This is a genomic window from Rhodanobacter lycopersici, from assembly GCF_040812335.1.
GTDB classification, from domain to species: domain Bacteria; phylum Pseudomonadota; class Gammaproteobacteria; order Xanthomonadales; family Rhodanobacteraceae; genus Rhodanobacter_A; species Rhodanobacter_A lycopersici.
Map to the genome: position 1 here is coordinate 939460 of NZ_JBFOHK010000002.1, position 26476 is coordinate 965935.

27 protein-coding genes, 1 tRNA gene and 2 riboswitches are annotated in these 26476 nt (G+C 66.3%); of the genes, 4 read left to right on the plus strand and 24 right to left on the minus strand.

Going from position 1 to position 26476, the window contains the following annotated elements; genetic code table 11:
• The first annotated feature begins 218 nt into the window (after positions 1-218).
• On the plus strand, positions 219-1145 hold the full coding sequence (locus ABQJ54_RS11095) for a LysR substrate-binding domain-containing protein (RefSeq protein WP_367854349.1): 927 nt from the start codon (positions 219-221) through the stop codon (positions 1143-1145).
• A gap of 89 nt (positions 1146-1234) precedes the next feature.
• Here ABQJ54_RS11095 and ABQJ54_RS11100 read toward each other — a convergent pair whose 3' ends face one another.
• The 5 genes from ABQJ54_RS11100 to ABQJ54_RS11120 form a co-directional block, all read right to left on the minus strand.
• Positions 1235-2083, minus strand: coding sequence for an HpcH/HpaI aldolase/citrate lyase family protein (locus ABQJ54_RS11100; RefSeq protein ID WP_367854350.1), 849 nt, complete (start codon positions 2081-2083; stop codon positions 1235-1237).
• Positions 2080-2535: a MaoC family dehydratase gene (locus ABQJ54_RS11105; protein WP_367854351.1), complete on the minus strand. Its 456-nt coding sequence runs from the start codon at positions 2533-2535 to the stop codon at positions 2080-2082. Before ABQJ54_RS11105 ends, ABQJ54_RS11100 begins: the two co-directional genes overlap by 4 nt.
• 7 nt (positions 2536-2542) lie before the next feature.
• Positions 2543-3208, minus strand: a complete 666-nt coding sequence (locus ABQJ54_RS11110; RefSeq protein WP_367854352.1) for a dienelactone hydrolase family protein — start codon at positions 3206-3208, stop codon at positions 2543-2545.
• Between the two features lie 472 nt (positions 3209-3680).
• Complete coding sequence (locus ABQJ54_RS19140; RefSeq protein ID WP_437343341.1) at positions 3681-3911, minus strand: hypothetical protein; 231 nt, start codon at positions 3909-3911, stop codon at positions 3681-3683.
• A gap of 431 nt (positions 3912-4342) precedes the next feature.
• Positions 4343-5545 carry a PepSY-associated TM helix domain-containing protein gene (locus ABQJ54_RS11120; protein ID WP_367854353.1) on the minus strand — a complete coding sequence of 401 codons (1203 nt, stop codon included), beginning with the start codon at positions 5543-5545 and terminating at the stop codon, positions 4343-4345.
• A 306-nt stretch (positions 5546-5851) separates the two neighbouring features.
• Here ABQJ54_RS11120 and ABQJ54_RS11125 point away from each other — a divergent pair, with 306 nt between their 5' ends.
• Positions 5852-6550 carry a Fe2+-dependent dioxygenase gene (locus tag ABQJ54_RS11125; protein ID WP_367854354.1) on the plus strand — a complete coding sequence of 233 codons (699 nt, stop codon included), beginning with the start codon at positions 5852-5854 and terminating at the stop codon, positions 6548-6550.
• 17 nt (positions 6551-6567) lie between these two features.
• On the opposite strand, the gene ABQJ54_RS11130 is transcribed toward ABQJ54_RS11125, so the two are convergent.
• The 13 genes from ABQJ54_RS11130 to ABQJ54_RS11190 form a co-directional block, all read right to left on the minus strand.
• On the minus strand, positions 6568-7344 hold the full coding sequence (locus ABQJ54_RS11130; RefSeq protein ID WP_367854355.1) for a tetratricopeptide repeat protein: 777 nt from the start codon (positions 7342-7344) through the stop codon (positions 6568-6570).
• A gap of 10 nt (positions 7345-7354) precedes the next feature.
• The gene (locus tag ABQJ54_RS11135) at positions 7355-9481 is read right to left on the minus strand and encodes a TonB-dependent receptor (RefSeq protein ID WP_367854356.1); all 2127 of its coding nucleotides are present in this window, start codon (positions 9479-9481) and stop codon (positions 7355-7357) included.
• Positions 9482-10013: 532 nt separating this feature from the next.
• The gene (locus ABQJ54_RS11140; protein ID WP_367854357.1) at positions 10014-10238 is read right to left on the minus strand and encodes a hypothetical protein; all 225 of its coding nucleotides are present in this window, start codon (positions 10236-10238) and stop codon (positions 10014-10016) included.
• Between the two features lie 125 nt (positions 10239-10363).
• Positions 10364-12271 (minus strand): TonB-dependent receptor domain-containing protein, encoded by a 1908-nt coding sequence (locus ABQJ54_RS11145; protein WP_367854358.1) that lies wholly within the window; start codon positions 12269-12271, stop codon positions 10364-10366.
• Positions 12272-12403: 132 nt separating this feature from the next.
• A riboswitch (cobalamin riboswitch) is annotated at positions 12404-12628 on the minus strand.
• 50 nt (positions 12629-12678) lie between these two features.
• Complete coding sequence (locus ABQJ54_RS11150) at positions 12679-13398, minus strand: adenosylcobinamide-GDP ribazoletransferase (protein ID WP_367854432.1); 720 nt, start codon at positions 13396-13398, stop codon at positions 12679-12681.
• Entirely contained in the window at positions 13395-13967 is a 573-nt protein-coding gene (locus ABQJ54_RS11155) for a histidine phosphatase family protein (RefSeq protein ID WP_367854359.1), read from the minus strand. The genes ABQJ54_RS11150 and ABQJ54_RS11155 overlap by 4 nt, the downstream gene beginning before the upstream one ends.
• Positions 13968-13969: 2 nt before the next feature.
• Positions 13970-15016, minus strand: a complete 1047-nt coding sequence (gene cobT, locus ABQJ54_RS11160; protein WP_367854360.1) for a nicotinate-nucleotide--dimethylbenzimidazole phosphoribosyltransferase — start codon at positions 15014-15016, stop codon at positions 13970-13972.
• Positions 15013-15534: a bifunctional adenosylcobinamide kinase/adenosylcobinamide-phosphate guanylyltransferase gene (gene cobU, locus ABQJ54_RS11165; RefSeq protein ID WP_367854361.1), complete on the minus strand. Its 522-nt coding sequence runs from the start codon at positions 15532-15534 to the stop codon at positions 15013-15015. Before cobU ends, cobT begins: the two co-directional genes overlap by 4 nt.
• The gene (locus tag ABQJ54_RS11170) at positions 15522-17009 is read right to left on the minus strand and encodes a cobyric acid synthase (protein ID WP_367854362.1); all 1488 of its coding nucleotides are present in this window, start codon (positions 17007-17009) and stop codon (positions 15522-15524) included. Before ABQJ54_RS11170 ends, cobU begins: the two co-directional genes overlap by 13 nt.
• A complete protein-coding gene (gene cobD, locus ABQJ54_RS11175; RefSeq protein ID WP_367854363.1) occupies positions 17006-17989 on the minus strand; it encodes a threonine-phosphate decarboxylase CobD in 984 nt (327 codons plus the stop codon). The genes ABQJ54_RS11170 and cobD overlap by 4 nt, the downstream gene beginning before the upstream one ends.
• Positions 17982-18911 (minus strand): adenosylcobinamide-phosphate synthase CbiB, encoded by a 930-nt coding sequence (cbiB, locus tag ABQJ54_RS11180; RefSeq protein ID WP_367854364.1) that lies wholly within the window; start codon positions 18909-18911, stop codon positions 17982-17984. The genes cobD and cbiB overlap by 8 nt, the downstream gene beginning before the upstream one ends.
• An 11-nt stretch (positions 18912-18922) precedes the next feature.
• Positions 18923-19543, minus strand: coding sequence for a cob(I)yrinic acid a,c-diamide adenosyltransferase (cobO, locus tag ABQJ54_RS11185; protein WP_367854365.1), 621 nt, complete (start codon positions 19541-19543; stop codon positions 18923-18925).
• A complete protein-coding gene (locus ABQJ54_RS11190) occupies positions 19540-20121 on the minus strand; it encodes a hypothetical protein (RefSeq protein ID WP_367854366.1) in 582 nt (193 codons plus the stop codon). The genes cobO and ABQJ54_RS11190 overlap by 4 nt, the downstream gene beginning before the upstream one ends.
• A gap of 32 nt (positions 20122-20153) precedes the next feature.
• A riboswitch (cobalamin riboswitch) is annotated at positions 20154-20389 on the minus strand.
• A gap of 59 nt (positions 20390-20448) precedes the next feature.
• Here ABQJ54_RS11190 and bluB point away from each other — a divergent pair.
• Positions 20449-21147: a 5,6-dimethylbenzimidazole synthase gene (gene bluB, locus ABQJ54_RS11195; protein WP_367854367.1), complete on the plus strand. Its 699-nt coding sequence runs from the start codon at positions 20449-20451 to the stop codon at positions 21145-21147.
• 138 nt (positions 21148-21285) lie between these two features.
• Here bluB and ABQJ54_RS11200 read toward each other — a convergent pair whose 3' ends face one another.
• Positions 21286-21849 (minus strand): 2'-5' RNA ligase family protein, encoded by a 564-nt coding sequence (locus ABQJ54_RS11200; protein ID WP_367854368.1) that lies wholly within the window; start codon positions 21847-21849, stop codon positions 21286-21288.
• A 625-nt stretch (positions 21850-22474) separates the two neighbouring features.
• On the opposite strand from ABQJ54_RS11200, the gene ABQJ54_RS11205 reads away from it, so the two are divergent.
• Positions 22475-22603 carry a hypothetical protein gene (locus tag ABQJ54_RS11205; RefSeq protein ID WP_367854369.1) on the plus strand — a complete coding sequence of 43 codons (129 nt, stop codon included), beginning with the start codon at positions 22475-22477 and terminating at the stop codon, positions 22601-22603.
• 116 nt (positions 22604-22719) lie between these two features.
• Here the strand turns inward: ABQJ54_RS11205 and ABQJ54_RS11210 are convergent.
• The 5 genes from ABQJ54_RS11210 to ftsY form a co-directional block, all read right to left on the minus strand.
• A tRNA-Phe gene (locus ABQJ54_RS11210) sits at positions 22720-22795 on the minus strand.
• An 81-nt stretch (positions 22796-22876) separates the two neighbouring features.
• Entirely contained in the window at positions 22877-23155 is a 279-nt protein-coding gene (locus ABQJ54_RS11215; RefSeq protein WP_367854370.1) for an oxidative damage protection protein, read from the minus strand.
• Positions 23152-24198, minus strand: a complete 1047-nt coding sequence (mutY, locus tag ABQJ54_RS11220; RefSeq protein ID WP_367854371.1) for an A/G-specific adenine glycosylase — start codon at positions 24196-24198, stop codon at positions 23152-23154. The genes ABQJ54_RS11215 and mutY overlap by 4 nt, the downstream gene beginning before the upstream one ends.
• The gene (locus tag ABQJ54_RS11225) at positions 24195-25289 is read right to left on the minus strand and encodes an AsmA family protein (protein WP_367854372.1); all 1095 of its coding nucleotides are present in this window, start codon (positions 25287-25289) and stop codon (positions 24195-24197) included. The genes mutY and ABQJ54_RS11225 overlap by 4 nt, the downstream gene beginning before the upstream one ends.
• Before the next feature lie 23 nt (positions 25290-25312).
• Complete coding sequence (gene ftsY / locus ABQJ54_RS11230) at positions 25313-26401, minus strand: signal recognition particle-docking protein FtsY (RefSeq protein ID WP_367854373.1); 1089 nt, start codon at positions 26399-26401, stop codon at positions 25313-25315.
• Positions 26402-26476 lie beyond the last annotated feature (75 nt).

A 26476-nucleotide genomic window follows, 5' to 3' on the forward strand; every position in this document is an offset into this window, starting at 1 on the left:
CCGGACGTTAAGGGATGGTGTGTGCGGCGCAAATGGACAATTTGGCATCCGGCCATGAGTGATGCTAATTGCCGCTGCGACGCGCCTGCTTGTGCCAAAGCGCATGCAGGTACCGGAGGGGCACGCGCCGATGCGGAAATGCGGCGGTGCACATTGACCGGTTTGCGCATGACGGACCAAGCTCAGCGGGTCATTTGCCGGTTTGCAGCAGAACGACCATGCGTCCCTTGCCTCCGCTCAATCCTCTACTGGCCTTCGAGGCGGCATCACGCCACCTGAATTTCACCAAGGCGGCGCAAGAGCTCAACGTGACGCAGGGTGCGGTGAGTCACCAGATCGCGGTGCTGGAGGACTACTTCGGCACGCGACTGTTCGAGCGGCACAGCAATCGCATCGACCTCACGCCCAATGCGATTCTGTACGCCAAGGCGCTGCACGCGGCGTTCGAGGACATCCGCCGCGCCACCGTGAGCTACCACGCCACTGCGTCGCCGCGAACCACGCTCACCATCAAGGGCTACCCGCTGCTGCTGAGCCGCTGGCTGATGCCGCGGCTACCCGCCTTCAGCCGGCAGTTCCCGCTCATCGATGTGCGGTTGATCTCGATCTCCGGCGCGAGCTTCGCCGACTTCGGCCAGCAGGACATCGACGTCGAGGTGCGCTACGGCTGGGGTCACTGGCGTGGCCTGAGTAGCCACCTGCTGTTCGCCGACCAATTGGTGCCGGTGTGCACGCCTGCGCTGGCGGAACAGCTCAAACTGCGCGACCCGCAGGACCTGGTGGGCAAAGCGCTGCTGCAGACCCATGCGCGCTCCAACGACTGGCCGGACTGGTTCCGCTGTGCCGGCATCACCAGCGCAGCGACGCTGCGCAGGGTGAAGTCGTTCGAGGACTTGAGCATCGTGCACCGCTTTGCGCTCGAAAGTGGCGGCGTCGCCATCATGCAGCGCGCCTACGTGGAGGAGGACATTCGCGAAGGGCGTCTCGTCGTGGTGTGCGAACCGGTGCTGCAGCGCGATCTCGGCTACTACCTGGTCAATCCGTCGAACAACGACCAGGACCCGAAGGTGCGCGCCTTCATCGACTGGCTGCGCGGGGATACCGGGCTGAGCGATGAGGTGTCGAAGGAAGCGGTCGCCGCCTGAGCGGCGTGAGCAGGTGGCAAGTCTTACAACGGACGGGCCGCAGACGCGATGCCGATGCCTGTTCGTGTGTTCTAGGATACGGACGGGGTCTAGCGCTGGCCGGCGCGCTCGATCAGCCGGTGTGCCAGTTTCGCGTGCGGCGCGTCGATCATTTGGCCCTCCAAGGCGAGCGCGCCCGCTTCGGGATGTTCGGCGAACGCCGCCACGATGGCGCGCGCCCGCGCCAGCTCCGCCTCGGAGGGATCGAACGCCGCATTGATGACGTCGAGCTGCGATGGATGGATCGCCAGCATGCCAGCGAAGCCGTCACGCGCGGCGCGCGCCGCGGCGCTGGCGAGGCCGTCGCAATCCTTGATGTCGGTGTACACCGTCTCGATCGCAGGCACGCCGGCGGCATGTGCGCCGAACAGCGCCAGCGTGCGGACTATCTGATACGGAGCGGTGAAGCCGCCGGCCTCGCGCGTGGCGGTGGCGCCGATGGCGGCCGACAGGTCTTCCGCGCCCCAGGTCAGCGCGAGCAGTCGCGATGCAATGTCCCGATAGGAACCGAGCGCAAAAACGGCGGTGGGCGTTTCGGTGGCGATCGGAAGCAATGGCAGTCGATCTAGTTGAGTATTGGATAGCAACTCGTCAAGCCATTCGATGGAGGCCCGACCCTCGGCCTTGGGAAGCACCAGCGCATCCGGCGCACAGCTACCCAGCGCGGCGAGGTCCGCTTCCGCCATGCCGTCGGACAGCGTGTTGATGCGTACGAACACGGGCTTCGCGCGCGCACCATTGGCGAGGAATGCCGCTACCGCCTCACGCGCAGCGGGCTTGCGCGTGGGCGCCACCGAATCCTCCAGGTCGAGGATCACGGCGTCGGCCGCCGAGTGCATCGCCTTGGCCATGCGCTCGGGTCGGTCGCCGGGCACGAACAGCAACGAGCGCAGCCTCATGCGTCGGGTGCCCTGTGCAGCAATGCCGAGCGCAGGCATTCGCACACCATCTCGTCGTGCTGGTTGAGCAGATGGTGGCTGAACACCACGATGCCGGCGTCCGGCCGCGAACGGCTCGCGCGCATTTCCACAACGCGGGTCTCGGCGTGCAGTGTGTCACCGATGAACACCGGCCTGGGTGTGCGTACTTGGTCGTAACCGAGGTTGGCAAGCAGGGTGCCCAGCGTGGTGTCGGCCACGGTGAGGCCGATCAGCAGGCCGAAGCTGAAAGTGCTGTTGACCACGATCCGCCCGAACTCGCTGGCGCGCGCGTACTCGGCGTCCAAGTGCAGCGGCTGCGGGTTGTGGGTGAGGGTGGAGAACAGCAGGTTGTCGGTTTCCGTCACGGTGCGGCGGATCGCGTGCACGATCCGCTCGCCGACCTCGTAGTGCCCGAAATAGCGGCCGCCCATGCGTGTCTCAGCCGAGGTGGCGGCGAAGGAAGTCGACGCTGCGCGATTGCGCCAGCGCGTAGGCGGTGGGATCGAACATCGGCCGTTCCTCGCAGCCGAAGCCGTGCGCCGCGCCTTCGTAGATGAAGGTCTCCACGCCGGGCTGCGCTGCGCGGATCGCCTCGACATCACTCAACGGGATCGAGTGGTCCTTCTCGCCGAAGTGCATCTGCACCGGGCAGTGGGGTCGCTCGTCCTTGTCGGCGGCGAGGCCGCCGCCGTACCACGCCACGGCGGCATCAAAGCGCGTGCTGCGCGTGGCACCCCACCACGCCACGCGGCCGCCCCAGCAGTAGCCGATGACGCCGACCTTGCGCGCACCGAACACCTCGCGCGCGGCGAGGAGGTCGGCCAGTGTGGCGGCTTGCGGGATGCGCGCGCGCAGTTCGATGCCGTGCTGCAGATCATCGGTGCCGTAGCCCAGGTCCACATCGCGCTCGGCGCGGTCGAGCAGGGCAGGGGCGATCACCGCGAATCCTTCGGTCGCTAGTTGTGCGCAGGCGTAACGCATGTGGCGGTTGACGCCGAAGACCTCCTGCCCAACGACAAGGCAATGTGCCGCATTTTCTGGGCCGTCCCGATAGGCGGAGAGTTCGAATCCGTCCGCCGCCCGGATCTTGATCCAGTTTCCCACAGCTCTCTCCCGATCATCACCGACATGGCGTGGTATTAGCTCGCCGTGCCATCAAGTGCTGCAAGGGTAGGAGCCTGGCCATGAGACCGGCAACGGAAGAAATCCAATCTGCGTATGAGCGTAGGTCATGGTAGGTTGGACGAAGATGGAACCGAAACGGTGAAGCCGTCGCTGTGCACGGAAAGTGCGTGGCGACGGACCTCGCACCTTCCTGCCGGCAAACAGCCCCGAGCTTTCGGATTGCGTTGCCATGGACAGTATGCGTCAGTGCGCGATCGGGCTTGCTAATCGGACAAGCAATGCGCCATGTACTGTAGTTCGGGTCGAGATAGATCGGGAAACGCGCGATCTTGGGTTGGTAGTTGATCGAACATACCTCGCGTTCGGCCAGTTTGGCCTTGAACAAGGTGGCCATCAACGTCAAGTCTGGCTGTTACAACGGGGCGATTTGCTGGGCCAGTTTGTCGATCGCCTAAACAATGCCGTGTAGGCGCAACGATTTGAGTGTGGCGATGATGGCGTCATACGACATGGCGCAGCTTCTGCAGATGGTCATGATGTGCCTTGTTGAGACCGGCTCGATCTGCACGCTGTCCCAGTCGGGCTGGCCAACTGGGCGGTTGGAGCGCAGCAGGTCGGAGACTAGGGTTTCCTCGACGGCAGCGGCATTCGCATCTGTGCGCAGGTAATCGGCCTTGGGCACCCCAGTCGTCCGTCGACATCGGCAGGACGTCGTTATTTCTCATTGACTGTCATGCTTTCCTGATACTTCGACAGACCGTACAGGGCGAAGCCGTACATCACCACAGCAACGATGACTTTGAACATTGCTGGACTCTTCTCTTAGTGGATGGGTAATGGACGTGTTCGATGTAGGTGTGTTTGGTTCAGCGAGCTGAGTCTGCGCGCTTTGCCTTTGTGAAACGCCACCAAAGTCGTTTGGTCCCTTTTATATGTGTGGGCGTAGCGTCGCGAACCACAGGATGATGGCGAGGGGCAACGCCAGTGCAGCCCATGAGATCACCTTCCATGCGAGATGCTCGCCGAGTAGTGCAGAGATCAGTCCGGCCACAATGATCAGCGCCAAAAGGCATGGCGCCCTCCATACCTTCCGGAACGTGCGAGTATGCGATGTCACGGGCGAAGCTCCTTAACTTCTTCACGCGCTTGGGTTCCAGCATGCAAGGCCACCAGATGGGCCAGTCGTTCCGACTGCGATCGTCGGCGTGCGAGCCAGAGATAGAGCCCGCTGACGAGGACGATGATCGTGACGAGATCCAGTAACGCCCACAGGATCTTGAGCGGCAGGCCCCCGTAGTTGCCGAAGTGCAGTGGGCGCGACAGTTCCAGCGCCTTCAGGTACCACGGCAGCTCCACGGTGCCGGCAAACGCCCCGGTCCGTGCGTCCACCAGCGCGGGCGTGATCAGCTCGAAGGTCGCGGGCGTGGTGCCGCGCACGTAGAACACATAGTCCTGGGGCGTGGTGCCGAACGTCGTCCCCGGATAGGCGACGTAACGGATGGTCTTGCCCGGCATCAACCGTTTGACGGTATCCAGTGCACTTTGCGGCGAAACCATCTCGGCCGGGGTCGGCACGGGTTTGCCTTGATAAGGGGCCAGCAACTTGGGCAGGGTCGTGAGTTCCCACAGGCCGGTCAGGGGTGTCGACAGCGTGTTCAACAACCCCGTCACGCCCACGACCGTGATCCAGCCCAGCGCGACGATACCCAACAGATTATGCAGGTCCAGCCACTTCAGCCGGGTGCTGCGTTCCCGGCGCACCGTGCCGAAGTCGAGCTTTTTCATGAAGGGGCCATACAGCACGACACCCGTGACGATGGCCGCCAGGAACAGCAGTGCCATGAACGCTAGGAACAACTGCCCCGGCAAGCCGACGAATAGGGCCATATGCAAGGTCAGCAGGGCCCCCATGAAGGCGTCGAGCCCCCGTATCCGCGCCTTCGATGGCAGCGGCGCGAGCGTATCGTCGACGGCGGTGGCCGTATGCGCATCAAGCACCAGCACATGGTGGCTGTGCGGTCCCGGCGTGGGCGCGACCAGGCTCACGTAGACCTTGGGTTCATCGTCGTCGGCAAAGAGCGAGGCAATACGGTCATGCGGGTAGTGCTGCAGGGCCTTGGCGGCAAAGGTGTCCAGGCTCAAGGTCGGTGCGTCGGGCGGCGAGGTGGATAGGGCAGCGGCGTCGTTCCAGTCGGTGATGTCGTCATGGAAGATCAGCGGTAGGCCGGTGATGCACAGCTCGAGCAGGAACAGCGTGCAGATCAGGCTGCTCCACTTGTGCATCAGGTACCAGCGACGCAGGTGATGGGATTTCATTCCATGGACTCCCAGTGGTGGGTAGGTGCGGCTGCCCAGGTCGTGGGCAGGGCGAAAGCCCCTGGGTGTGCGGGCGTGGGCACACTTGGGAAGCGCGATGCGGTGGGGGCGAGACGTGCGTGCATGAGGGCCGTTGATTGAAACCGGGTGGGAACGAGGTTCTTACGAGGCGAATGGGTGTGCGCCGGGGATGGGTAGAGTACTTTATGCGGATGATAATCACTCGCAATAAAAATGATTCTCTTCTAGACTTCGGCGCAGGGCATCTGCAAAAGGGTGGATGTTCTGTGCGAAGGAAGCGAGCCCGTGCTGTTGCATATCCCTCAGGTACTGACGGCGGACGAGGTGTCCGACTTTCGTGCGCGGCTGGCGGCGGCCGGGTGGGCGGACGGTCGCCTTACGGCCGGCTATCAATCCGCGCGGGCCAAGCACAACCTCCAATTGCCGGAAAGCGACCCGGTTGCGCAGGAACTCGGTGCGCAGGTGCGTGCGGCGCTCAACCGAAGTGCTCTTTTCCTCGCCGCGGCGCTGCCCCGTCGCGTCTTTCCGCCACTGTTCAATGGCTACCGGGCGGGCGACGGATTCGGCAACCACGTCGACAACGCTGTGCGTTACGACCGAAGCGGCCCCTCCATCGAGGAAAACGGCCAACCGGTACGCACCGACTTGTCGGCCACCCTGTTCTTGTCGTCCCCCGAGGACTACGACGGCGGCGAACTCCTCATCGAGGAGCTGCTGGAGACTCGGCAGGTCAAGCTGCCGGCGGGCGACCTGGTGCTTTATCCGGCGACCAGTGTGCATCGGGTTCAACCGATCACACGCGGTGCGCGCATGGCCTCGTTCTTCTGGATCCAGAGCCTGGTGCGGGACGTTAGCCAACGCAGCCTGCTGTTCAACCTCGACATGTCGATCCAGAAGCTGGAGCGCGATCATGCCGGTGACCCCACCCTCGTCGAGTTGGTCGGCACGTACCACAACCTGTTGCGCTTCTGGACGGACGTCTGAAGCGCGCTGCCTGTTCGTCATGGCCATGCGCTGACCCCGCCACGTGCAGCGCGTAGGCGTTCGCGCGTCGAGGGATCGGGCAGCGGCGGCAACGCTTTCGCGAAAGCGCGCAGTTCCGCGTGGACGGATGACGCCAGCATCGTCGCCAGTTCGGCGATAAAACGGGGCGGTGCTTCCGCCGCGGCCTGGCGCAACCAATGCAGCGCTTGGTCGGTATGGCCCTGTTCCGCAAGCGCGGAGGCATGGCTGCACTGGCCACGATAGTCGCCGCCTTCGGCGGACTTCTGGTACCAGTCGAAGGCGGCGTATCGGTCCATCGGCGTGCCCCAGCCGCGCTCGTAGTACAGGCCGAGGAAATTCATCGCGCGGGCATGGCCGCGGTTGGCCGCCATCCGGAACCAGGTGAAGGCCGTCGCGCGATCCTGTGTGACGCCGCGGCCATGCGCCAGCAACTGGGCGTAGTTGTACATCGCCCAATCGCAATCGAGGCCGGCAGCATACAGATACCAGTACGCCGCCTGCGGATAGTTCACGACCGTGCCGAAGCCGTATTCGTGGCAGCGGCCGATCATGTTCATGGCCATCGGTACGCCCACATCGGCGGCGGCGTGGAACCAGCGCAGAGCCTCGACGCTGTCCAGCCGCGTGCCAATACCGTTGATAAGCAACTGGCCAAGCGCCAGTTGGGCGTGAGGGTCGCCCAACTGTGCTTGACGACGAAGATGTGCCACTGCCGAGGCTGGATCGCGCGGCAGGAGTTGCTTGACGTCCGCGTAAGGGTCCATGTCGGACATGCCCGTACCGTCAGAACTTCAGGTCGACCGTCGCCATGTAGGTGCGACCCGGCGCCGGCAGCGCGTACCAGTAGAAGTCCTTGGAGTAGTAGTGGCGGTTGAACAGGTTCTGCACATTGGCTTGCAGCGCAATGTGAGTGCTGATCTGCCACTTCGCCATCGTGTCGAAACGCCAGTAGCTGTCGATGTATTCGTTGGGCGGTCCGGCGTAACCGATCTGCTCGCCACGGAAGTAGGCGCCGGCACCGACCGTAACCGCCGGTACGACGCGGTAGGTGGACCACAGGCTGAACGTGTTGACCGGCGTATTGGGAACTTGCTGGCCGACTTCGTCGTAGATGCCGCCCTTGACGATCCTGGCGTCGACGTGGGAGTAGCCGGCGATGATGTTCCAGTTGTCGGTGATCGAGCCGTTGGCGCTTAGCTCCACGCCCTTGGAGCGCGTCTCGCCGATCTGTTCAGTGACATCCGGCGTCACGTAGATCACGGCGTTGGTATGGTTCTCCACGAACACGTCGCCGCTCAACAGCAGGTGGCTGTCGAACAAGTTCCACTTGGTGCCCAGTTCCAGCGAGCGCGTTTTTTCCGGCTTGGGCGGCGTGCTCTTCAGTACTTCGTCCTGGCCGGCATTGCTTTCGGCCTGGTTCTCGGGGATGAGCGAGGTGCTGGTGGTGAGGTAGATGGTGCCGTTGCTGGCCGGCTTGTACATCACGCTGGCCTGGTAGCTGGCGAACGACTCCCGGAACGAACTGGCCTCCAGCGCATTGATGAGTGGATTGGCCAGGTCGCTCGATTCGGTGTGGTAGCGATCCCAGCGCACGCCCACGTTGGCCTTCCATTGCGGGCTGAAGGTGATCGTGTCGAAGGCGTACGGCGCCCAGTCCGTGGTCTTGAAATCTGCAATGGAGTAGGTCGCGGGCGTGATCGTGCCTTGCCACGGGTCGTGCGGATTGGGCGAATACAGGCTGGTGCAGTCGTAACTGGCGACGAGGGCTGGGTCGCCGCAATCACCGCTGGCGGAAAAGCCCTGCAGGCCCGCGGAAGACACGACGTTGTAGCCGTCGTAGGGACCCTCACCGAAGAGGCGCTGGCGTTCGTTGGCGGCATCGAGGCCGACATCCACATCGTGATGGATCGACCCGGTGTCGAAATGCCCGAACAAGTCGACGTTGCCGGCAAGGCTGCGAGTTTCGTCGTGGTTGCCGATCGGCAGGCGGTACACGTCGCCGCCGGATACCACCGGCAGGGTCAGTACGTAATTGTTGATGGAGTCGGTGTAGCGAAGCTGGCTGCGCAGCGACCACGCTTCGCTGAAATCGTGTTCGAAGCGAATCGTGCCGGCATTGACGTCGTTGTGGCGGAAGTCGCGATCGGTCAGGCCGTAGTAGTTCTTCGGGTTGATGCCCAGCGTTTCCGTCAATGGGCGGCCGGTGACGCTGTAATCCACCGGGATACCGTAGTCGGGCGTGCTGTTGTCCTCGAAGTGGTACCAGCTCAGGATCAGGCGCGTCGGCGTATTCAGGCCGAACGTGATCGTGGGCGCAAAGCCCACCTTGTCTGTCCGCACCGCGCTGTCGCGGCCCGGCACACCACCGCCCATCGTCATGACGTTCAAACGCGCGGCGATCGTGTCGGTCAGCGCTAGGTTGCCATCCAGCGTGGAGCGGTATTGGCCGGCGCTGCCGTAGGTGCCGCTGACTTCCACGGAGTCCTTCGCCTGGGCCGTCTTGGTCACCATGTTGATGCTGCCGCCACCTGCCGCACGACCCGCGATGGACGAATCGGGACCCTTGACCACTTCCACCTGATCGAGGTCGAAGATGTCGCGCGTCTGCACGCCGATGTCCTGCAGGCCATCAACGTAGAGGTTGCCGGTGGAGTTGAAGCCGCGGATGGAGGGCAGGTCACCCGTCGGTGTACCGCCTTCGCCGGCGGCAAAGGTGATGCCGGGCACGTTGCGCAACGCATCCTGTAGCGACGTCGCGGCTGTTTCCTGCATTACCGACTGCGGCAGGACGGTGACCGACATGGGCGTGTCCAGGAGCGGCGCGGTGAATTTCGGCGAAGAGGGCTCCAGGCTCTCGCCCTCGACGTTGACCGCGCCCAGCTTCGTGACGTTGCCCTTCTTGGAAGGCACCGAGGCCTTGGAGGGCGCCGGAGGGCTAGCTGGCGGTGAAGGGGGCTGCGTGTCTTGTGCCCAGGCATGGGTACTGCCAAGCACGAGGGCTGCCCCCAAGGCCTTCAGCAGTGGTCCGCCCAGCGGTTTGCCCGAGGCCGGCATAGCCGTTTCGTTCGTCTCGTTTCGATGCATCGGATATCCCCTTCGTGAGCCGTGTAAGAGCTGTGGAAGGTCCGCCCCAGGCAAGGGATGCGCCGTTTCCGAGAAGGTGAAGAAGCTAGTGAGAATCAATCTCAAATGCAAGTGGGGGTGCGGCCATGCTCGGCACCGCCACCCACATCTGGCGTTGCTTGCTCGATAGCCGGCGCATGATCGAGATCAGGGTGAATCGGCTTCCGTACCGTAATGCCCAGTCGGCGTCCCCAGCTCTCGCCGTTCCATCCGATTTGCCCGTTGCCGTTTACAGACGCAACCTGATCCGGTCAGAGGAGGTGGCTGGCAGGACGAGAAACTTGGTCTTCGCTGTCTGGTGCAGGGTTCCTACCTGACTTCAGGAGGCCTTTTTGATCTTGTCCAAAACGAAGTAGTCGGGGTACTCACGTTTCGCCAGGATCATGGCCTCTCGCCGATTGCTGGCCCGGATCGCGGCGACGAATCCGGGCGCATTCGGATCGACCGAGTCGACGGCCAGCGAACAACCTGCTCCGAGGTATTCCGCGTAGTCGTCTTCTCGTCCCTTGTAGATGATGGTGACGAAATAAGTGGCTTTAGCCACGTGACTATCCTGCTTGCTTGGGCCGCCGGAGGCTAAAACGCATGCACGTCAGGTCATGGATGCGAAGTACCTCGACGAGATGCGCTGCCCTGCAGACACGAGCAGGGGCAGCGCTTTAGGATCGTTTACGGCGCGTAGCGCAGGGTCAGATACCAGGTACGGCCCAATTGGTTGTAGTAGTAGGCCGTCTCGTAGTTGTGGTCGAAGACGTTGGCGAGTTTGGCCTCGACCTGCCAGCCGGGCGCGAAGGTAAAGCTGGCGCGCAGATCGGTAGTGGCATAGCCGCCCAGGCGGTACTGGTTGGCCGCGTCGTCGTAGCGCTTGCCGGAAGCGAAGAACGTGGCGCCGAGGTTGAAGGCGCCGAACTTGCGATCCACGTCCACGCGTGCGGTCTGGCCCGCGCGGCGCGGCAGCCAGTTGCCGTGGTTGGCGTCGTCGCTGTTGTCCTTCGGCTGCAACCAGGTGAGCGCGGTGTTCACCCGCCAGTCGTCGACGTTGAAGCCGAACTGGCCTTCCACGCCGCGGATCAACGCACTGCTGACGTTCTCCGGGACGTACTCCTCGTTCAGCGTGATGAGGTCGCTGATCCGCGTTTGGTAGGCATCGATGCCCCAGTGCCAGTTGTCGAATTGTTGGGTAAGACTCAGCTCCGCCGAGTGGGAGGATTCCGGCTTGAGGTTGGGATTGGCCGTCGGCACGCCGTAGTACGGCGGGTAGTACATGTCGTCGAAGGTCGGCGCATGGAAGGCGCTGCCGTAGCTGGCTGACAGCAGCAGGCCGTGGTCGAAATGGTAGCCCCATGCCACCGCGCCGGTATTGTGGCCACCGAACGAATCGTTGTTGTCGTGGCGCCCGGAGACCTGTACCTCGTTCCGGCCGAACGTGCCCTGGTACTGCGCGAAGGTGCCGGTGTCGCCGCGCGTTGTGGTAATGAAGTCCGTGTCGCTGTCGATATGCTGCTGCAGGTAATCCACACCCACGCTCAGCAGCTGGTTCGGCGCCAGCGTAATGTCGTTTTGCCACGAGGCCTGGTTCTGGCGCGAGTTGAAGTAGCCCGTCGGCGTGCGCGGGTAATACTCGCCGTAGTAGACGCCCTGGTAGAAGGTCGACGAGTCGTCGCGGGTCTGGCCGGCGCTCAGCGTCACCTTCAAGAGGTCCAGCGGCGAGAACCTCAGCCGCGTGCCGGCGACGTGCTGTTCTTCCTGGTTGCTGTCGCCGCCGTAGGGGCTGCCGCCGAAGTAGTTGTCGCTCCTGCTGCGCAGCCAGTCGAAGGCGAGTTCCGTGCCGTTGTCCCAGCGGTAGCCGAAGTTGGCCAGGCCGTTGTAGTTGCGGTACGGGTCGTTGCGGGGATCGTCCGCGAAGCAGGCCACGCCGAGTTCCGCCGCGCCCATGCGGCAGGAGGGAATGCCGCTGGTGTATTCGCCGCCGAGGCTGGCGTTGTACCAGTAGTGGCCGTCGCCGCCCGAAAGGCCGGCCTGGCTGTCGATGAAGCTGTGGCTGCCGGTCGTCACGCTCAGCGACGGCGCGATATTGCCGTTGTCCGAGCCGTGGCGGGTGAAGATCTGGATCACGCCGCCGACGGCGTCGGCGCCATACAGGCTCGAACGCGGGCCGCGCACGATTTCGATGTGGTCGATGGCGTTGACCGGGATCTGCTCCAGCGCAGCGGCGCCCGACGACACGCTGCCGATGCGGATGCCGTCGACCAGCACCAGCGTGTGCGTGGAGTTGGTGCCCCGCATGAACAGCGAAACGGGTTGGCCGATGCCGCCGGTCTGCGTGATCGAGACGCCCGGCAGGCCGGTGAGCAGGTCGACCAGGGAGGCGGGCTGCAGGCGCTTGATGTCTTCGCGCGTGATGACGGTGACGGACGACAGCGTGTCGTCGGTCGGCTCCGGGGTGCGCGTGGCGGTGACGACCACGGTTTGCAGGCTCGTCATTGATTCAGGGGTGTCGGCGAAAGCAGCCGGCGTCAGCAGCGCTCCGGCAAGTGCCGCAGCCAGTGTGCGGTATTTCAGCGTCGTGTGATGCATGGTCGTGTTCCCGCCGCGCGTCCCCGCACGGCTTAAGTGGATAAGCCGGCAGTCACGAAGGTTGGGGGAATGAGAAGCGCGGGCTGGTACGCAACGGGCAGCTGGCGCCCCCAAGCCTCGCCCACCGCGGGTACCGGAGTCATGCTTCAGGCCGGTCTCCGGGCTCGCGGCTGGCATGGATTCATGCCTTGAACGATGCCTTCCCATGCACGAGGCACAGTGGCGTGTGATCGTTCGGAACGCGCTTACCGTTGCGGGGGCAGCGCCGGCCTTGCTGCGCGAGCAGCGCACCGGCTTGTCGTTTCACTCCCAGGACCAATGACTGGCCGAGGGAACACCTGAAGTTAGAAAACTGTAATGGCAATGCCGACGCATGGCAATCGCGTGCGGATTGCCGAGGCCGACGCCTACAGTACCAAGGCGACCAGCACGGCCATCTCGACCAGTTCGGTCAACGCTCCGCAGGTATCGCCGGTCATCCCGCCCAGGCGGTGCATGACCGACCAGCGCCAGAAGCTGAAGGTCGCGGCGGCGGCCACCAAGGCGCGTACGCCGTGGAAGCCAAAACCGAGGGAGAGGAGGGCGGTCAGCAGCAGGACGGCAAGGCAGGCTCCACGTGGCGCACCGGCAAGCCCGCTGCCCATGCCTCCGCTGCGCACGTACGGCGTGCTCATGAAGGCCAGCGTCAATGCTCCCCGTCCAAGGAGCGGGGCGAGCCATAAGGCGGCGACCGGCTCCGGACGTGCGGCCAGTGCCGCGAATTTGAGCAGCAGGACCACCCCGATGGCCGTCACGCCCATCGGACCGCTGCGCGGGTCTTTCATGATGTCCAGCGTGCGTGCACGGTCGCCCAGTCCCCCCACCCACGCATCGGTGCTGTCGGCCAGGCCGTCCAGATGGAGCCCTCCCGTGATGCCGACCCAGACCAGGAGCAGCAGCGCCGCCGCCAGCAGGGGCGGCTCGCGGGACAGCAGCCAGGCCAGCCCCGAGAGGATCGCACCGATCAGCAAGCCTACGACGGGATACCACGGCAACTGCACGGGAGGTCCGGACGTCCCCGCCCATGTGCGGGGAGGCACCGGCAAGCGGGTGAGGAAGGCGATCGCGGCAAGCAGTCCGCGCATCAGGCGCTGACCCGTATCACAGCTGAGCGTGGCCAGCGCAGCGCGTGCAGCGATGCGTGGGCTACATCGATGCCGGCCATGTCGCCGAAATCCCGGTCTTCGGCCACGCAGCGCAGCAGGCGGATCGCACCGCCATGGGTGACCACAAGCACGCGTTGCGTCGTGGCGGCGACGGCCACCTCGTCCAGCGCCGCGCACAATCGGGCGCGAAAGGTGGCGAAGGGCTCGCCGCCCGGCGGTGGCGCGTTCACCGGATCGACCCAGAAACGCGCCAGGGCGTCGCCCTGCTCCTGCGCGAGGGTCTCGATCGGAACGCCCTGCCATTCGCCGAAGTGGTATTCGACCAATCGCGGATCGATGCGCAGGGGCAGACTACGCTCGCTGGCTAATGCCTCGGCAAATGCGGCGCAACGGCGCATGGACGAAGCCACGATCGCGTCCCAGGGATGTCCGACGACGGCTGTCCGCAATTGGTGCCAACCCAGCTCGCTCAGCGGGTCGTCCAATTGGCCGCGATAGCTACGCTGGCCGGTATCGCCATGGCGCAACAGCTCGATGCCGGGAAGGGCCATGCTCATGCGTTGCTCACCTGGGCCTGTGCAAAGGTCGCCATGCGGTTGTGCAGTTCGCAGGCCAGCCGCAACAAGGGCACGGCGCTCGCCGCACCGCTGGCTTCGCCGAGGCGAAGGCCGAGGTCGAGCAAGGGATCAGCCTGGAGCGCTTCGAGCAGGCGTGCATGGCCACGTTCGCGGGAGCGGTGGGCGAAGAACATCCAGTCGCGGCAGGCGGGCTGGATGCGCACGGCCGCCAGTGCCGCCGCCGTGGTGATGAAGCCGTCGACCAGCACGGGCAGGCCGCGTTGCGCCGCGGCGACGTAGGCGCCGGCCAGGGCCGCGATCTCGAAGCCGCCGACGCGCGCCAGCCATGCCAGCGGATCGTTGCCGGCCGGATAGCGGGCCAAGGCGCGCCCGATCACCTCCGCCTTGTGCCGGATGCCCGCGTCGTCGAGGCCGGTGCCGGCGCCGGCGAGGCGGTCCGGCGTTTCGTCCAGCAGCGCGCAAGCCAGGGCTGCGGCGGACGTGGTATTGGCAATGCCCATCTCGCCGCCGATGAACAACGCCGCTCCGGCTTCGCGCGCGGCATCCACGCTGTCTGCGCCGACGCGCAGGGCGGCCGCCAGCTGCCCGTCGTCCATCGCGGGGCCTTCGCAGAAGTTGCGCGTCTGGGCGGCGACGATGGCGCGGCGCACGCCGGGCAGCTCGCCCGGGTCGTTGACGGTGCCGAGGTTCACGACCTCCAGCCGCGCCCCCAGCGCGCGGGCCAGCACGCTGATGGCGGCCCCGCCGTTGGCGAAGTTGCGCACCATCTCGCCGGTCACCACCTGCGGGAAAGCCGACACGCCCTCGGCGGCGATGCCATGGTCGCCGGCGAACACGCTGATCCACACCTGCGCCACGGCAGGCGTCGCGCTGCGCTGCATCCCGGCCAGGCGTATCGCCAGCGTCTCCAGCATGCCGAGCGAGCCGGGTGGCTTGGTGAGCTGCGACTGGTGCTCGCGCGCCACCCGCATGCTTTCTTCGTCGATCGCCGCGCAGGCGGCCGTCAGCCAGTCATGGCTCATGCAAGATTCCCCTTGATTACCAGCGGCAGGCCTGCCGCAACGAACAACACGCGTTCACAACGCTCGGCCAGCGCCTGGTGCAGGCGGCCGGCTTCGTCCACGAAACGACGGGTCAACGCGCCCATCGGCACGATGCCCAGGCCGACCTCGTTGCTGACCAGGAGCACCTGGCCTTGCAGCGTCGGCAAGACCTCGAGCAGGGCATCGCGCTCCTGCGCGAAGCGGCCCTCGTCGTCGTGTCTCAGCAGGTTGCTCAGCCACAGCGTGAGGCAGTCGACCAGCAGGCAGCGATCGGCGCGTGCGTGCCGGCGCAACGCGGCGGCCAGCGCCAGCGGTTCCTCCACGCTTTGCCAATGGGCCGGGCGGCTGGCCCGATGGTGGGCGATGCGGGCGGCCATTTCCTCGTCGTTCGCCTGCGCGGTCGCGATGTAGGTCACCTCGCCTCCGCTGGCCGCGGCCAGGCGTTCGGCCAGGGCGCTCTTGCCCGAACGGGCGCCTCCGAGGATCAGGTTGCGCATGGGCGCTCTCCGTTCATGACCAGCAGTCGTCGAAGCGTATCGATGTCCAGGTGCCATTCCACCGCGTCGGCGAGGCGGTCGATGGAGGCCTCGCGCTCTTGTCGTATGTCGAAGGGGACAGGATCGCGCAGTCCCGCCCACGCCAGCAGTGCCGACAGCGCCTGGGGCTCGTCGAACAGCCCGTGCAGATAGGTACCGAGGATCCGGTCGTCGGCAGAGTGGGCGCCGTCCGGGCGTCCATCGCTCAGGAGGCAGGCCGGGCGATCCAGGGCTGCTCCCTGGCTGACGCCGCAGTGGATTTCGTAGCCGCGGACAGGGGTATCGCCCAGCGTAAGCGTTCCGGCTGCCTGGCGCAGGACCTTGGCGGGCGCGAGGGTGGTCTCCATGTCCAGCCAGCCCAGGCCATCGCTGGAACCGGGCAGGCCCTCGATGCCCTGCGGGTCATGCACGGCGCGCCCCAGCATCTGGAATCCGCCGCAGATGCCGATCAGCCTGCCGCCATAGCGCAGGTGCCTCGCGATGGCGGATTCCCAACCCTGGTCCCGCAGCCACTGGAGGTCGGCCCGGGTGGTCTTGGAACCCGGCAGCACGATGAGGTCGCAGGCGGGAGGCTGTTGTCCGGGCCCCACGAACAGGCACGCCACATCGGGATGGTTGCGCAGCGCGTCGAGGTCGGTGTGGTTGCTGATGTGCGGCAATGCCGGCACGGCCACGCGCAGGCCGGCACCCGCAGAATCGCGCTCATCCCCATCGCGCGGCAGGGCGTCTTCCGCTTCCAGGCTGAGGCCGTGGAGGTAGGGCAACACACCCAGCACCGGCTTGCCGGTCTCCTGCTGCAGCCAGTCGAGGCCGGGTTGCAGCAAAGCCATGTCGCCACGGAAGCGGTTGATGATGAAACCCGCCACCCGCGCCCGCTCGCTGGCCGAAAGCAGGGCCAAGGTGCCCACCAGGTGGGCGAATACGCCGCCGCGGTCGATGTCCGCGATCAGGATCACCGGGCAGTCCACCGCTTCGGCATAGCCCATGTTGGCGATGTCGCGCTCGCGCAGGTTGATCTCCGCGGGGCTGCCCGCGCCTTCGACGACGACGGCTTCGAAGCGTTCGCACAGCCGCCGGTGCGAGGCGAGCACCGCCTGCATCGCGACCTGCTTGTAGTCGTGGTAGCGGTGCGCCTCCATCGCGCCGACGGCATGCCCGTGCACGATCACCTGGGCGCCGACATCGCTTTGCGGCTTGAGCAGCACCGGGTTGAAATCCGTGTGCGGCGGCACACCTGCCGCCTGTGCCTGCACCGCCTGCGCACGGCCGATCTCGCCGCCGTCGGCCGTGACCGCCGCATTGAGCGCCATGTTCTGCGGCTTGAACGGTGCCACCGCCACGCCTTGTCGGTGCAGCCAGCGGCACAGTCCGGTCACCAGGGCGCTCTTGCCGGCGTCGGACGTGCAGCCCTGCACCATCAGCACGCGGGCGTTCATCGCAGCGCCTCCCGCAACGCCGTCTCCAGCCGCAGGCTGGCGGTCTGGTCCGGCGGAAGGCCGAAGCGCAGGCTGGGTGGCTGGTCGAAGAGGCGCGTGAGGATGCCTTTGGCCGCCAGCGCGCGATGGATGGCCGCCGCGCCGGGGTGCATGCACCACTGGAAGAAGGCGCAGCCGCCGGAGGGCACAAGGCCCACCCTGCGCAACAGGACGGAGAGTCGCTCGCTGGCGATCTGCAGCCTTTCACGTGCCTGGGCCTGCCAGCCGGCATCGGCCAGCGCCAGCCCGACGATATGCCGGCTGGGGCCCGCCAGCGTCCAGGGCCCCAGTCTTTCGCGCAGCGCCTCCAGCAGTTCCGGCGCGGCGCAGACGAAGCCGGCGCGCGCGCCGGCCAGGCCGAAGAACTTGCCGGCGGAGCGCAGCACCACCAGGCCGGGCCGTGCCGCATCCGCACACAGGCTGTCTTGCGGCGTGGCGTCCATGAAGGCTTCGTCCACGATCAACCAGCCGCCGCGGGCGGCCAGCGTCGCGTGCAGCTCGCGCAGGCGTTGGGGTTCGAACCGCTGGCCGGTCGGATTGTTGGGATGGATCAGCACCACTACGTCGTAGTCGTCCGGTGCAGCCAGCAGCGCGGCGCCATCGCGCCGTTCGATGCGATGGCCCGCGCGCTCCCAGGCGTGGGCATGCTCGGCGTAGCCCGGCGTGATCACTGCCACGCGCGAAGGCGTTCGCAGCAGCGGCAGTGCCTGGATGGCCGCCTGCGAGCCGGCCACCGGCAGGACGTGCGGCGCGCCGTAGCAGGCGCGGGCGGCATTGGCCACGCCGTCGTCGTCATCGGGCAGGCGGCGCCACGCGTCTGTAGGTATCGACGGTACCGGCCAGCCGAAAGGGCTGATGCCGGTAGAGAGATCCAGCCAGTCGCCGAGGGCGATGCCGTGCTCGCGTACCGCGCGGTGCAGCCGGCCTCCGTGTTCAAGCATGGAGGCCCCCACGCCAAAGCCACCCCAGCAGCACGGCGACCGCCAACCAAGTGGCGACACCCCGGCGCACCAGACGCACGGCCCGCCGGATCGCGCCCGCGTCGGGAGGAGTGCCCGTGCCGAGCACCGGACGGTCTTCCCACACGCCGTGATAGGGCGCCGCGCCTCCCAGCGTCACGCCCAGAGCACCCGCGCCAGCCGCCATCACCGGGCCAGCGTTGGGGCTGTCCCACGCGGGTGCCTGGGTGCGCCAGCAATGCAGTGCCTGGGCGACATGGCCCCACACGGCATAAGTGACGGCGGTTAAGCGGGCAGGGAGGTAATTGAGCACGTCGTCGATGCGGGCGGCGGCCCAGCCGAAACGCTCATAGTGCGCCGTGCGGTAGCCCCACATCGCATCCAGGGTGTTCGCCAGCCGGTACAGCACCGCCCCTGGCGCGCCGAGCACGGCGAACCAGAACAATGCACCGAAGACAGCGTCGTTGCCGTTCTCGAGCACCGACTCGGTGGCCGCGGCAGCCACCTGCCCCTCATCCAGTGCAGCCGTGTCGCGACTGACCATGCGGCCGACGGCGGCGCGGGCGTGGTCGAGTTCGTCGTTCTCCAAGGCACGGGCTACGGGCAGTGCGTGCGCACCCAGGCTTTGCAGGCCCACAACGAGATAGAGCACGGCTGCGTTGAAGGCGAAATCGAGCCAGGGCGATGCCGCCGCCAGGACCATCGACAGCCATGCGGCCAAGGCGACCGGCGGCCATACCGCCAGCGACCAAGCGAGTGCGCCGGCAAGGCGCCGGTCGCGATGGAGGCGCTTTTCGATCCAGTCGGCCACGCGTCCGAACGCCACCAGCGGATGCATGCGGCGCGGTTCACCCAGCACGGCATCGAGCAGCAGCGCGGCGACCATCGCCATGGCGACCGGCATGCCTGGCAGCCTCAGAGCTCGATGCCTTTCTGGGCCATGACCCCGGCCTGGAAAGCGTGCTTGATCAGGCGCATCTCGGTCGCCGTATCGGCCGCTTCCAGCAGCGCATCGGGCGCCGCGCGCCCGGTGACGACCACGTGCTGGTGCGCAGGGCGTGCCGCCAGTGCGGCGAGTACGTCTTCGACCGCCACGTAGCGCTTGACCAGCGCGATGTTCAGCTCGTCCAGCAGCACAAAGGCGTAGCTGGCATCGGACAGCATGCGGGCCGCTTCGCGCCAGGCCGCTGCGGCTGCCGCAATGTCGCGTGCCTGGTCCTGCGTCTCCCAGGTGAATCCCTCGCCCATCACGCGGTAGTCGAGCAGGTCGCCGCCCGCGCGGCGGAAGAAGGCCTCCTCGCCGGTGGAGAACGTGCCCTTGATGAATTGCACCACCCCGCAGCGCATGCCGTGGCCGAGCGAGCGCGCCAGCATGCCGAAGCCCGAAGAGCTCTTGCCCTTGCCGTTGCCGGTGTTCACCACCAGCACGCCGCGGTCGATGGTGGCGCGCGCCACCTTGCGGTCGACCAGCGCCTTCTTGCGCTGCATGCGCTCGCGGTGGCGTTCTTCCGGCGTGCCGGGCACGGGTGCGCTCATGCCCGCGCGGCCTCGCCGCCATGGAGCCGCCTGGCCAGCGCCCGGACGGCCACGTGGGCCAGCAGGCCGGCCACGACGTAACCCAGCGTGACGCGCACGAACATCGGTCCCCAGCGCCACACGCCCGCGAGGTAGCCCGTCAGGTCGGGATGCGGAAAGCGCCCGCCCAGCCAGTAGAACGAGCCATTGGAGATCGCGAAGCACACCGACGCGCTGACCAGTGCCACTCCGAGGGCTCCGAGCAGCGACCACGCGCCGCCGTCGAGCCGGTCGGCATAAAGCCGACCGCCATACCAGAGTGCAGCATAGGCCGGCAGCAGGAAGGCGTAGGCCACGGTCACGCAGAAATTGCTTACCCCGGCGAAGGTGATCACGGCCCAGTCGATCAGCACCGCCAGCAGGAGGCAGGCCACGAACGCCAGATGCCTGCGCAGGTACAGGCCGCCCAGGAAGAACACGGCCATGGAGGCGTCGGGCAGGTGCAGCGCGTCGCCCATATGGCTCACGCGGGTGGCTAGCATCAGCGCCGCGAGCACGGCGGCGACGCAGACGAAGCCGGTACGGGACAGCGGTTTCATGAATGCACTCCTCTATGGACAGGCCCGCCGCCCGTCAGTGGTGCTCCGAGGCCGGTCTCCGGGCTCGCATGCGCAGTCTGGCGACTGTTCCGACCACGCCTTCCCATGCACTGGGCACAGTGGCGGATGTGGTGCGGGTGGCCCAGCGGGGCCACGACATGCCTACCGTTGCGGGGGCAGCTCCGGATGGGACGCCTGGGCGTCATGCCGGATTCCCGTTTCAACCTCCGGCCCCATGCCGGGGGTCACCTCAGACGGGCATTATCATACACAGCGCAGTCGCCGCCCACTGGCGGCGGCACCCGCCACCACCGGAAGTTCCGCACCATGAACCGTTACAGCGATGCCGACATCGCCGCCGTCTACCGGGTGATCGAACAGCGTCGCGACATGCGCCACTTCCTGTCCGATCCGCTGGATCCGGCCCTGCTCGAACGCCTGCTGCGCGCTGCCCACCTGGGCCCGAGCGTCGGCTTCATGCAGCCCTGGCGGTTCATCCGTATCACCGACCGGGCGGTACGTCACCAGGTCCATGGACTGGTCGAGAAAGAACGACGCCTGACCGCCCAGGCCCTCGGCGAACGCGAGGACCAGTTCATGCGGCTGAAGGTGGAGGGGGTGCTGGAATGCGGCGAGCTTCTGGTGGTCGCCCTGATGGATCGGCGCGACGGCCACGTGTTCGGGCGGCGCACCATGCCGGAGATGGACCTGGCATCGGTCGCCTGCGCCATCCAGAACCTCTGGCTGGCAGCCCGGGCCGAAGGCATCGGCATGGGCTGGGTGTCATTGTTCGACCCGGAGGCGCTGGGCGCGTTGCTGAGGCTCCCCTCCGGCGCTGCGCCTGTCGCCGTGCTGTGCGTCGGCCACGTGCGCGAGTTCTACGACGAACCCATGCTCCAGAAGGAACGATGGGCGGAACGACAGCCGCTTGACGCGCTGGTTTTCGAAAACCGGTGGCGTCATGACGGGGATGGCGCGTTGTCGCCGGCAAACGCCATCGTCGACAAGCGCGACGGACACGGTTGATCCGCTCAAACAGTCACACAGAGCATGTTTCCCGCAGCTTGTTTCAAGCGTGTCGCATGTGAAGGTGCGCGCACCGTTCGTCTTGAACGTAGCGAAGCGGAGTCGAAGGACGCTGGATGAAACCATTTGCGGGCCGGGTCAACAGCAACGCGTTGACCAGACCCCGCGGCTGTTGCCGCACGCATCCAGCATCAGCCTATATCGGCTTTCCAGCGGGCCAGACTGCAGGCGTGCATCGAACGTGGCGTAATGCAGGCTGTCCACCCGCAATGGCGCCGGAGGCGCTTCGACCTCGCCCACGCGCTGCCGCACGATTTCCGCCGACACCCGTCGCCGGTACAGGCCCAGGGTGATGTGCGGCACGTAGGCCGCTTGCCGGACCTCGCGCGATTCACTTCCAAGCACCTCGCGCCACGCCGCCAACCGGCCTTGCGGATCGCCCACGGTAACGAAAGCGGCACTGGCGAAACTGTCCGGCGCGGTCAGCGGCAGCGCGAAAGATGTTCCGCAAGTTCGATGCAATGCAAGGATTTGTGCTTGGAACTGTGCCTGCGAAAAATCATCGTCCCAGATGCGCGACGGCTGCTCAAAGCCACAGACAAACACCGTGAGGTGCGGCTGCCGCTGTGCCATGGGGTGGAGAAGATCCGCCAACCGGCGTTGCACTGATGCGATGTAATCTAGCAACGCCGGATCGTCCACGGGAACGGCCCAGACCCCATAACACAAGCGTCCACGACGCCATTCTGGGTAATCGCGCAGATCGGTAACTGTAGTTTCGGCAGGGCTATGCAAGACATCTGAAAAGAGCATCGTTTAGCCGTTTAGAGACTTGGTGGAGGCTTCGGCGCCATGTGCAGTCTGGGAATGGAGTACTGGCTGGCGCAGTGTTAGGAGCCGTTGCCCATACCCCGATGGTCATATGGCGAACAATGAAGATCGAACGTTTACTGTTGCCCATGATGAAGCCTTGCGCCTGATTTCACTCGGCCCAGAGCGGTGGACAGAGGTAGAGCAAGAACTTGAGGCCCTGGCCGCACGCACGGTATCGATTCGACTGCAGGCCTACGCTGGATCAGTAAGCTGAAAAAGACGAGTCGGTACGGTGCCCCGGTCATCGCCCCGCACCAGCCGGTAGACAAACCCCCGCAAGGTGGTCACCGCGACGCGCTGGGGGCCTATTTGGGGGCATGACTCCGATTGCGATTTCCGGAACCGTTGCGGCACAACGCCTGCGGGGAATTGTTTGATAGCCGGACGACCCTGGATCGATTTCCATAGAGCTACCTGGCGTGCACTCTCCGACAGGCCAAGGGGAGCAAAGGACATGCGCGTCATCAAAGCGTGGGCCGCCCGGCATCCGGTCGCCAGCAAGCTCGCCATGTGGTTTGGCAGCATGCTCGTCATCTATGACGGCTACTGGGCCATTGCGATCTGGAACTATCTACTGGCGTAGGGGGCAAACACCCAGTCGCTTGGCCCAAGCTTCTGCCGAACGGTCACCATACGGTCACCAGCGGCAGAAAAAGAAAAGGCCTTGCGGCCTTTTGCTGTCCAACTTATTGAAATCATTGGTGGCCGGGGACGGAATCGAACCGCCGACACGGGGATTTTCAATCCCCTGCTCTACCAACTGAGCTACCCGGCCATGAACTTCGCCAGCAGGTCGAGCGTTGCGCTCGTTGGCGTGGCGTAGAGCCGTGCATTAGACCCAATGCACGGCTTGCCGTCAAGACTCGGGGCCGGGCGGGGTGAAGCCGGCGGCCCGGTCGACCTCGCCGCCGAACAGGTATTTCTCCATCTGCTCGGCGAGGTATTTGCGTGCCTTCGGATCGAGCGGGTTGATCCGGTTTTCGTTGATCAGCATGGTCTGGTGGGCCAGCCACTGTTGCCATGCGGGCTTGGAGATTTCGTCGTAGATGCGCTGGCCCAGCGGACCGGGCCAGGGCGCGAAGTCGAGGCCCTCGGCGTCGATGCCGAGCTTGGCGCAGTGGATGATGCGGCTCATGCGATGGGTCCTTCGAGTTGCTCCAGCAGCTTGCGCACGGGTGCGGGCAGGCCGAGCGCAGCCAGCTCGTCGACACCACACCAGCGCAGGCCGGGATTATCGGCGATGCCGTGCGGTGCTGTCGCGCCGTCGAACAGCAGTGGCTCGATGCGCAGCTTGTAGTGGCTGAACACGTGGGTGAATGGTGCAAGCGATTGTGCGTCGTCGATGCGTGCGTGTTGCCGCGCGCGACGCCATGCCTCGTCGTGGCCGCCAGCCTCGGGCAGGCTCCACAGGCCGGACCATACGCCTTGCGGGCCGCGCCGTTCCAGCAGCACGCGGCCGCGCGCGTCGCGCAGGACCAGCATCACGGTTTCGCGCACGGGTATCGTCTTCGCGGGTTTCGCGCCGGGCAGCACGGCGGTGAGGCCGTCGCGTCGGGCGACGCAGTCTGCGGCGAGCGGGCAGGCCGCACAGCATGGCCGGGTGCGTGTGCACACGGTGGCACCCAGATCCATGATCGCCTGCGTGTAGTCGGCCGTGCGTGCGGCCGGCGTGTGTGTGTCGGCGTGCTGCCAGAGCTGCTTCTCCACCGCGCGTTCGCCCGGATAGCCGTGGATGCCGTGATAGCGCGCCAGCACGCGCTTCACGTTGCCGTCGAGGATGGGGAAGCGCAGGCCGTGCGCCTGGGCGAGGATGGCGCCCGCGGTGGAGCGGCCGATGCCGGGCAGCGCGGCGAGCGCGTCGAAGTCGCGCGGCAGCTCGCCGTCGTGATGCTCCACGCAGAGCTGCGCGGCGCGATGCAGGAAACGCGCGCGGCGGTAGTAGCCCAGGCCAGACCACAACGCCAGCACCTGATCCTCGGGTGCGGCTGCCAGCGCGCGCAGGCCGGGAAGGGCGGCGACGAAGCGCTCGAAGTAACCGGCCACGGTAGTGACCTGGGTCTGTTGCAGCATGATTTCCGACAGCCACACGCGATAGGCGTCGCGCGGGTGTTGCCAGGGCAGGTCGTGGCGGCCATGGCGATCGAACCAGGCCAGCAGGGCGGCGGCGAACGGCTTCACTTCGATTTGCCGGTGGCGTTCTTCGACTTGGCCGGTGCGGCAGCGGGTTTGGCCGTAGTGCCGGCCGTGGCGGGGGCATCGTTGCCGGCCTGCACGCTCAGGCCTTCGATGCTGAGGCTGCCGATCTGCAGTTTTGCCATCTGCAGCGTTCCGCCGCCGGGCGGCACGCTGGGCTGCGGTCCGCTCTGCTGGTCGACCGGCGCGTCCAGCGTGCTCCACCAATGCGCCAGCGCCAGTGGCGGCAGATGCAGGTCGGCGTGGTTGTCCGGGCCATCCAGCTTGAGGTGCAGCAGCAACGGATCGGTCTGGTCCGCGGGAGTAAGCGTCAGCATGATGTCGTAGCTGCCGGCATCGGCCTGGTCGAGCTTGCCGCCGAGCCGCGCGACCGCGTCCGCCGCGCCATGCCAGTGGGCGTTGCCACTCAGGGTGAGCGTGGTGCCGCTGCCTTGCGACAGGTGCAGCTGGATGCCATTGAGTTGCAGCATGCTGCCCTGCATGTGCGGGGTGGCAGTGAGCCGCAACTGCAACGGAGCCCCCGCGGCCGTGACGGCCGACATGCTGAGCGGAAACGCCTGGTCGGGCGCGAGCGTGCCCGCCGTGAGCGTCACGTTGTTGAGCAGCAACTGGTCGCCGCGCACCACGCTGCCGTGCTCGATGCTGATGCCGGCATCGATGCGCGGGATGACGGGGGCGGCGTTCTCCGGTTGCGGCGGCAGGGTGTCGAGCCAGTCCTGCAGCGCATCCAGATCCACCCGCGGTGCGTCGACCTCCATCTGCGCGATCGCGGTGGGACCGCCGAGCAGCGTGTGCCAGGGCAGTACCAGCTGGCCACGCGAGGCCAGCAGGATCGGGGTGTCCGCTCCTTCGGCATTGAGTGTGATGCCATGCAGGTCCAGTGCCGGGCGCGGGAACAGGGTGGGGCTGGCGGGGCTGTCCAGGTTCAGCACGAGGCCGGCCTGGTGCGCCTGGCTCTGCAGCATCGCGGTGAAGCGATCGGGCTGCAGCAGGTAGAGCACGACCGCCATGGCCAGCAGCGCGGCGAGCGCCAGCGCCGCCAGGCCGATCAGCAGCCGTCGCAGTCCGGGCGTCATGTCAGCTCCGCACCGGGCCGGGCTCAGTCATGGCCCGAAGCCGGCAGCAGGCCGTCGACGAAGGCAGTGGCGTCGAACGTGCGCAGGTCGGTGGCGGTTTCGCCCAGGCCCACGAAGCGGATCGGCAGACCGAACTCCCGCGCCAGCGCGAACACCACGCCGCCCTTGGCGGTGCCGTCGAGCTTGGTGACCACCAGGCCGGTGACGCCGACGATCTGGCGGAACTGGCGCACCTGGTTCACCGCGTTCTGGCCGGTGGTGCCGTCGATCACCATCAGCACCTCGTGCGGTGCCTCGGGGTCGAGCTTCTTCAGCACGCGGGCGATCTTGCCCAGCTCATCCATCAGGCCGCCCTGGGTATGCAGGCGGCCGGCGGTGTCGGCGACGAGCACGTTGGCGCCACGCGAGCGCGCGGCCTGCAGCGCGTCGAAGATCACGCTGGCGGCGTCGGCGTCCTGGCCCTGCGAGATCACCGGCACGGCGTTGCGCTCGCCCCAGGTCTTGAGCTGCTCGACGGCGGCGGCGCGGAAGGTGTCGCCGGCAGCCAGCAGCACGCTGCGACCCTCGTCGCGCCACCTGCGCGCGAGCTTGCCGATGGTGGTGGTCTTGCCCACGCCGTTGATGCCCACGGTAAGCACCACGAAGGGCTTGTGGCCGACGACGTCCAGCGGCTGCTCCACCGGCTTCAGCAGGGCGATCAGCGCCTCGCGCAGCGCGTTGCGCAGCGCCGCGGCGTCGGCGAATTCGCGCTTGTGCATGCGCGTGCGCAGGTCTTCCACCAGTGCCGTGCTGGCTTCTACACCCACGTCGGCGGTGATCAGGGTGGTTTCCAGTTCGTCGAGCAGGTCGTCGTCGAGCTTGGGATGGCGCTGGAACAGCGCACCCAGACCACGCCCCAGCGTGCTGCCGGCCAGACGTTCGCGCCAGCCGCGCCTGGCCGGGGCCGTTTCGGTTGCCCCGGTGGTGGCGGCCGCTGGCGTAGCGGCTTCGACGGGCGCCACGACTGGCGCTGCGGCAGGCGCAGTTGTTTCCAGCGGCGTGTCCATGGCCGGTGCTTCGGCGGGAGCCGCGGGCGAAGTGTCGGCAGGCTTCTTCTTCCAGAACTTGAGCATTGCTGGGACGATTCAAAGACAATGGGCGGCATGCTAACACCCTCACCCGTACCGGCCGCTGAGCCGCGGCAGGCC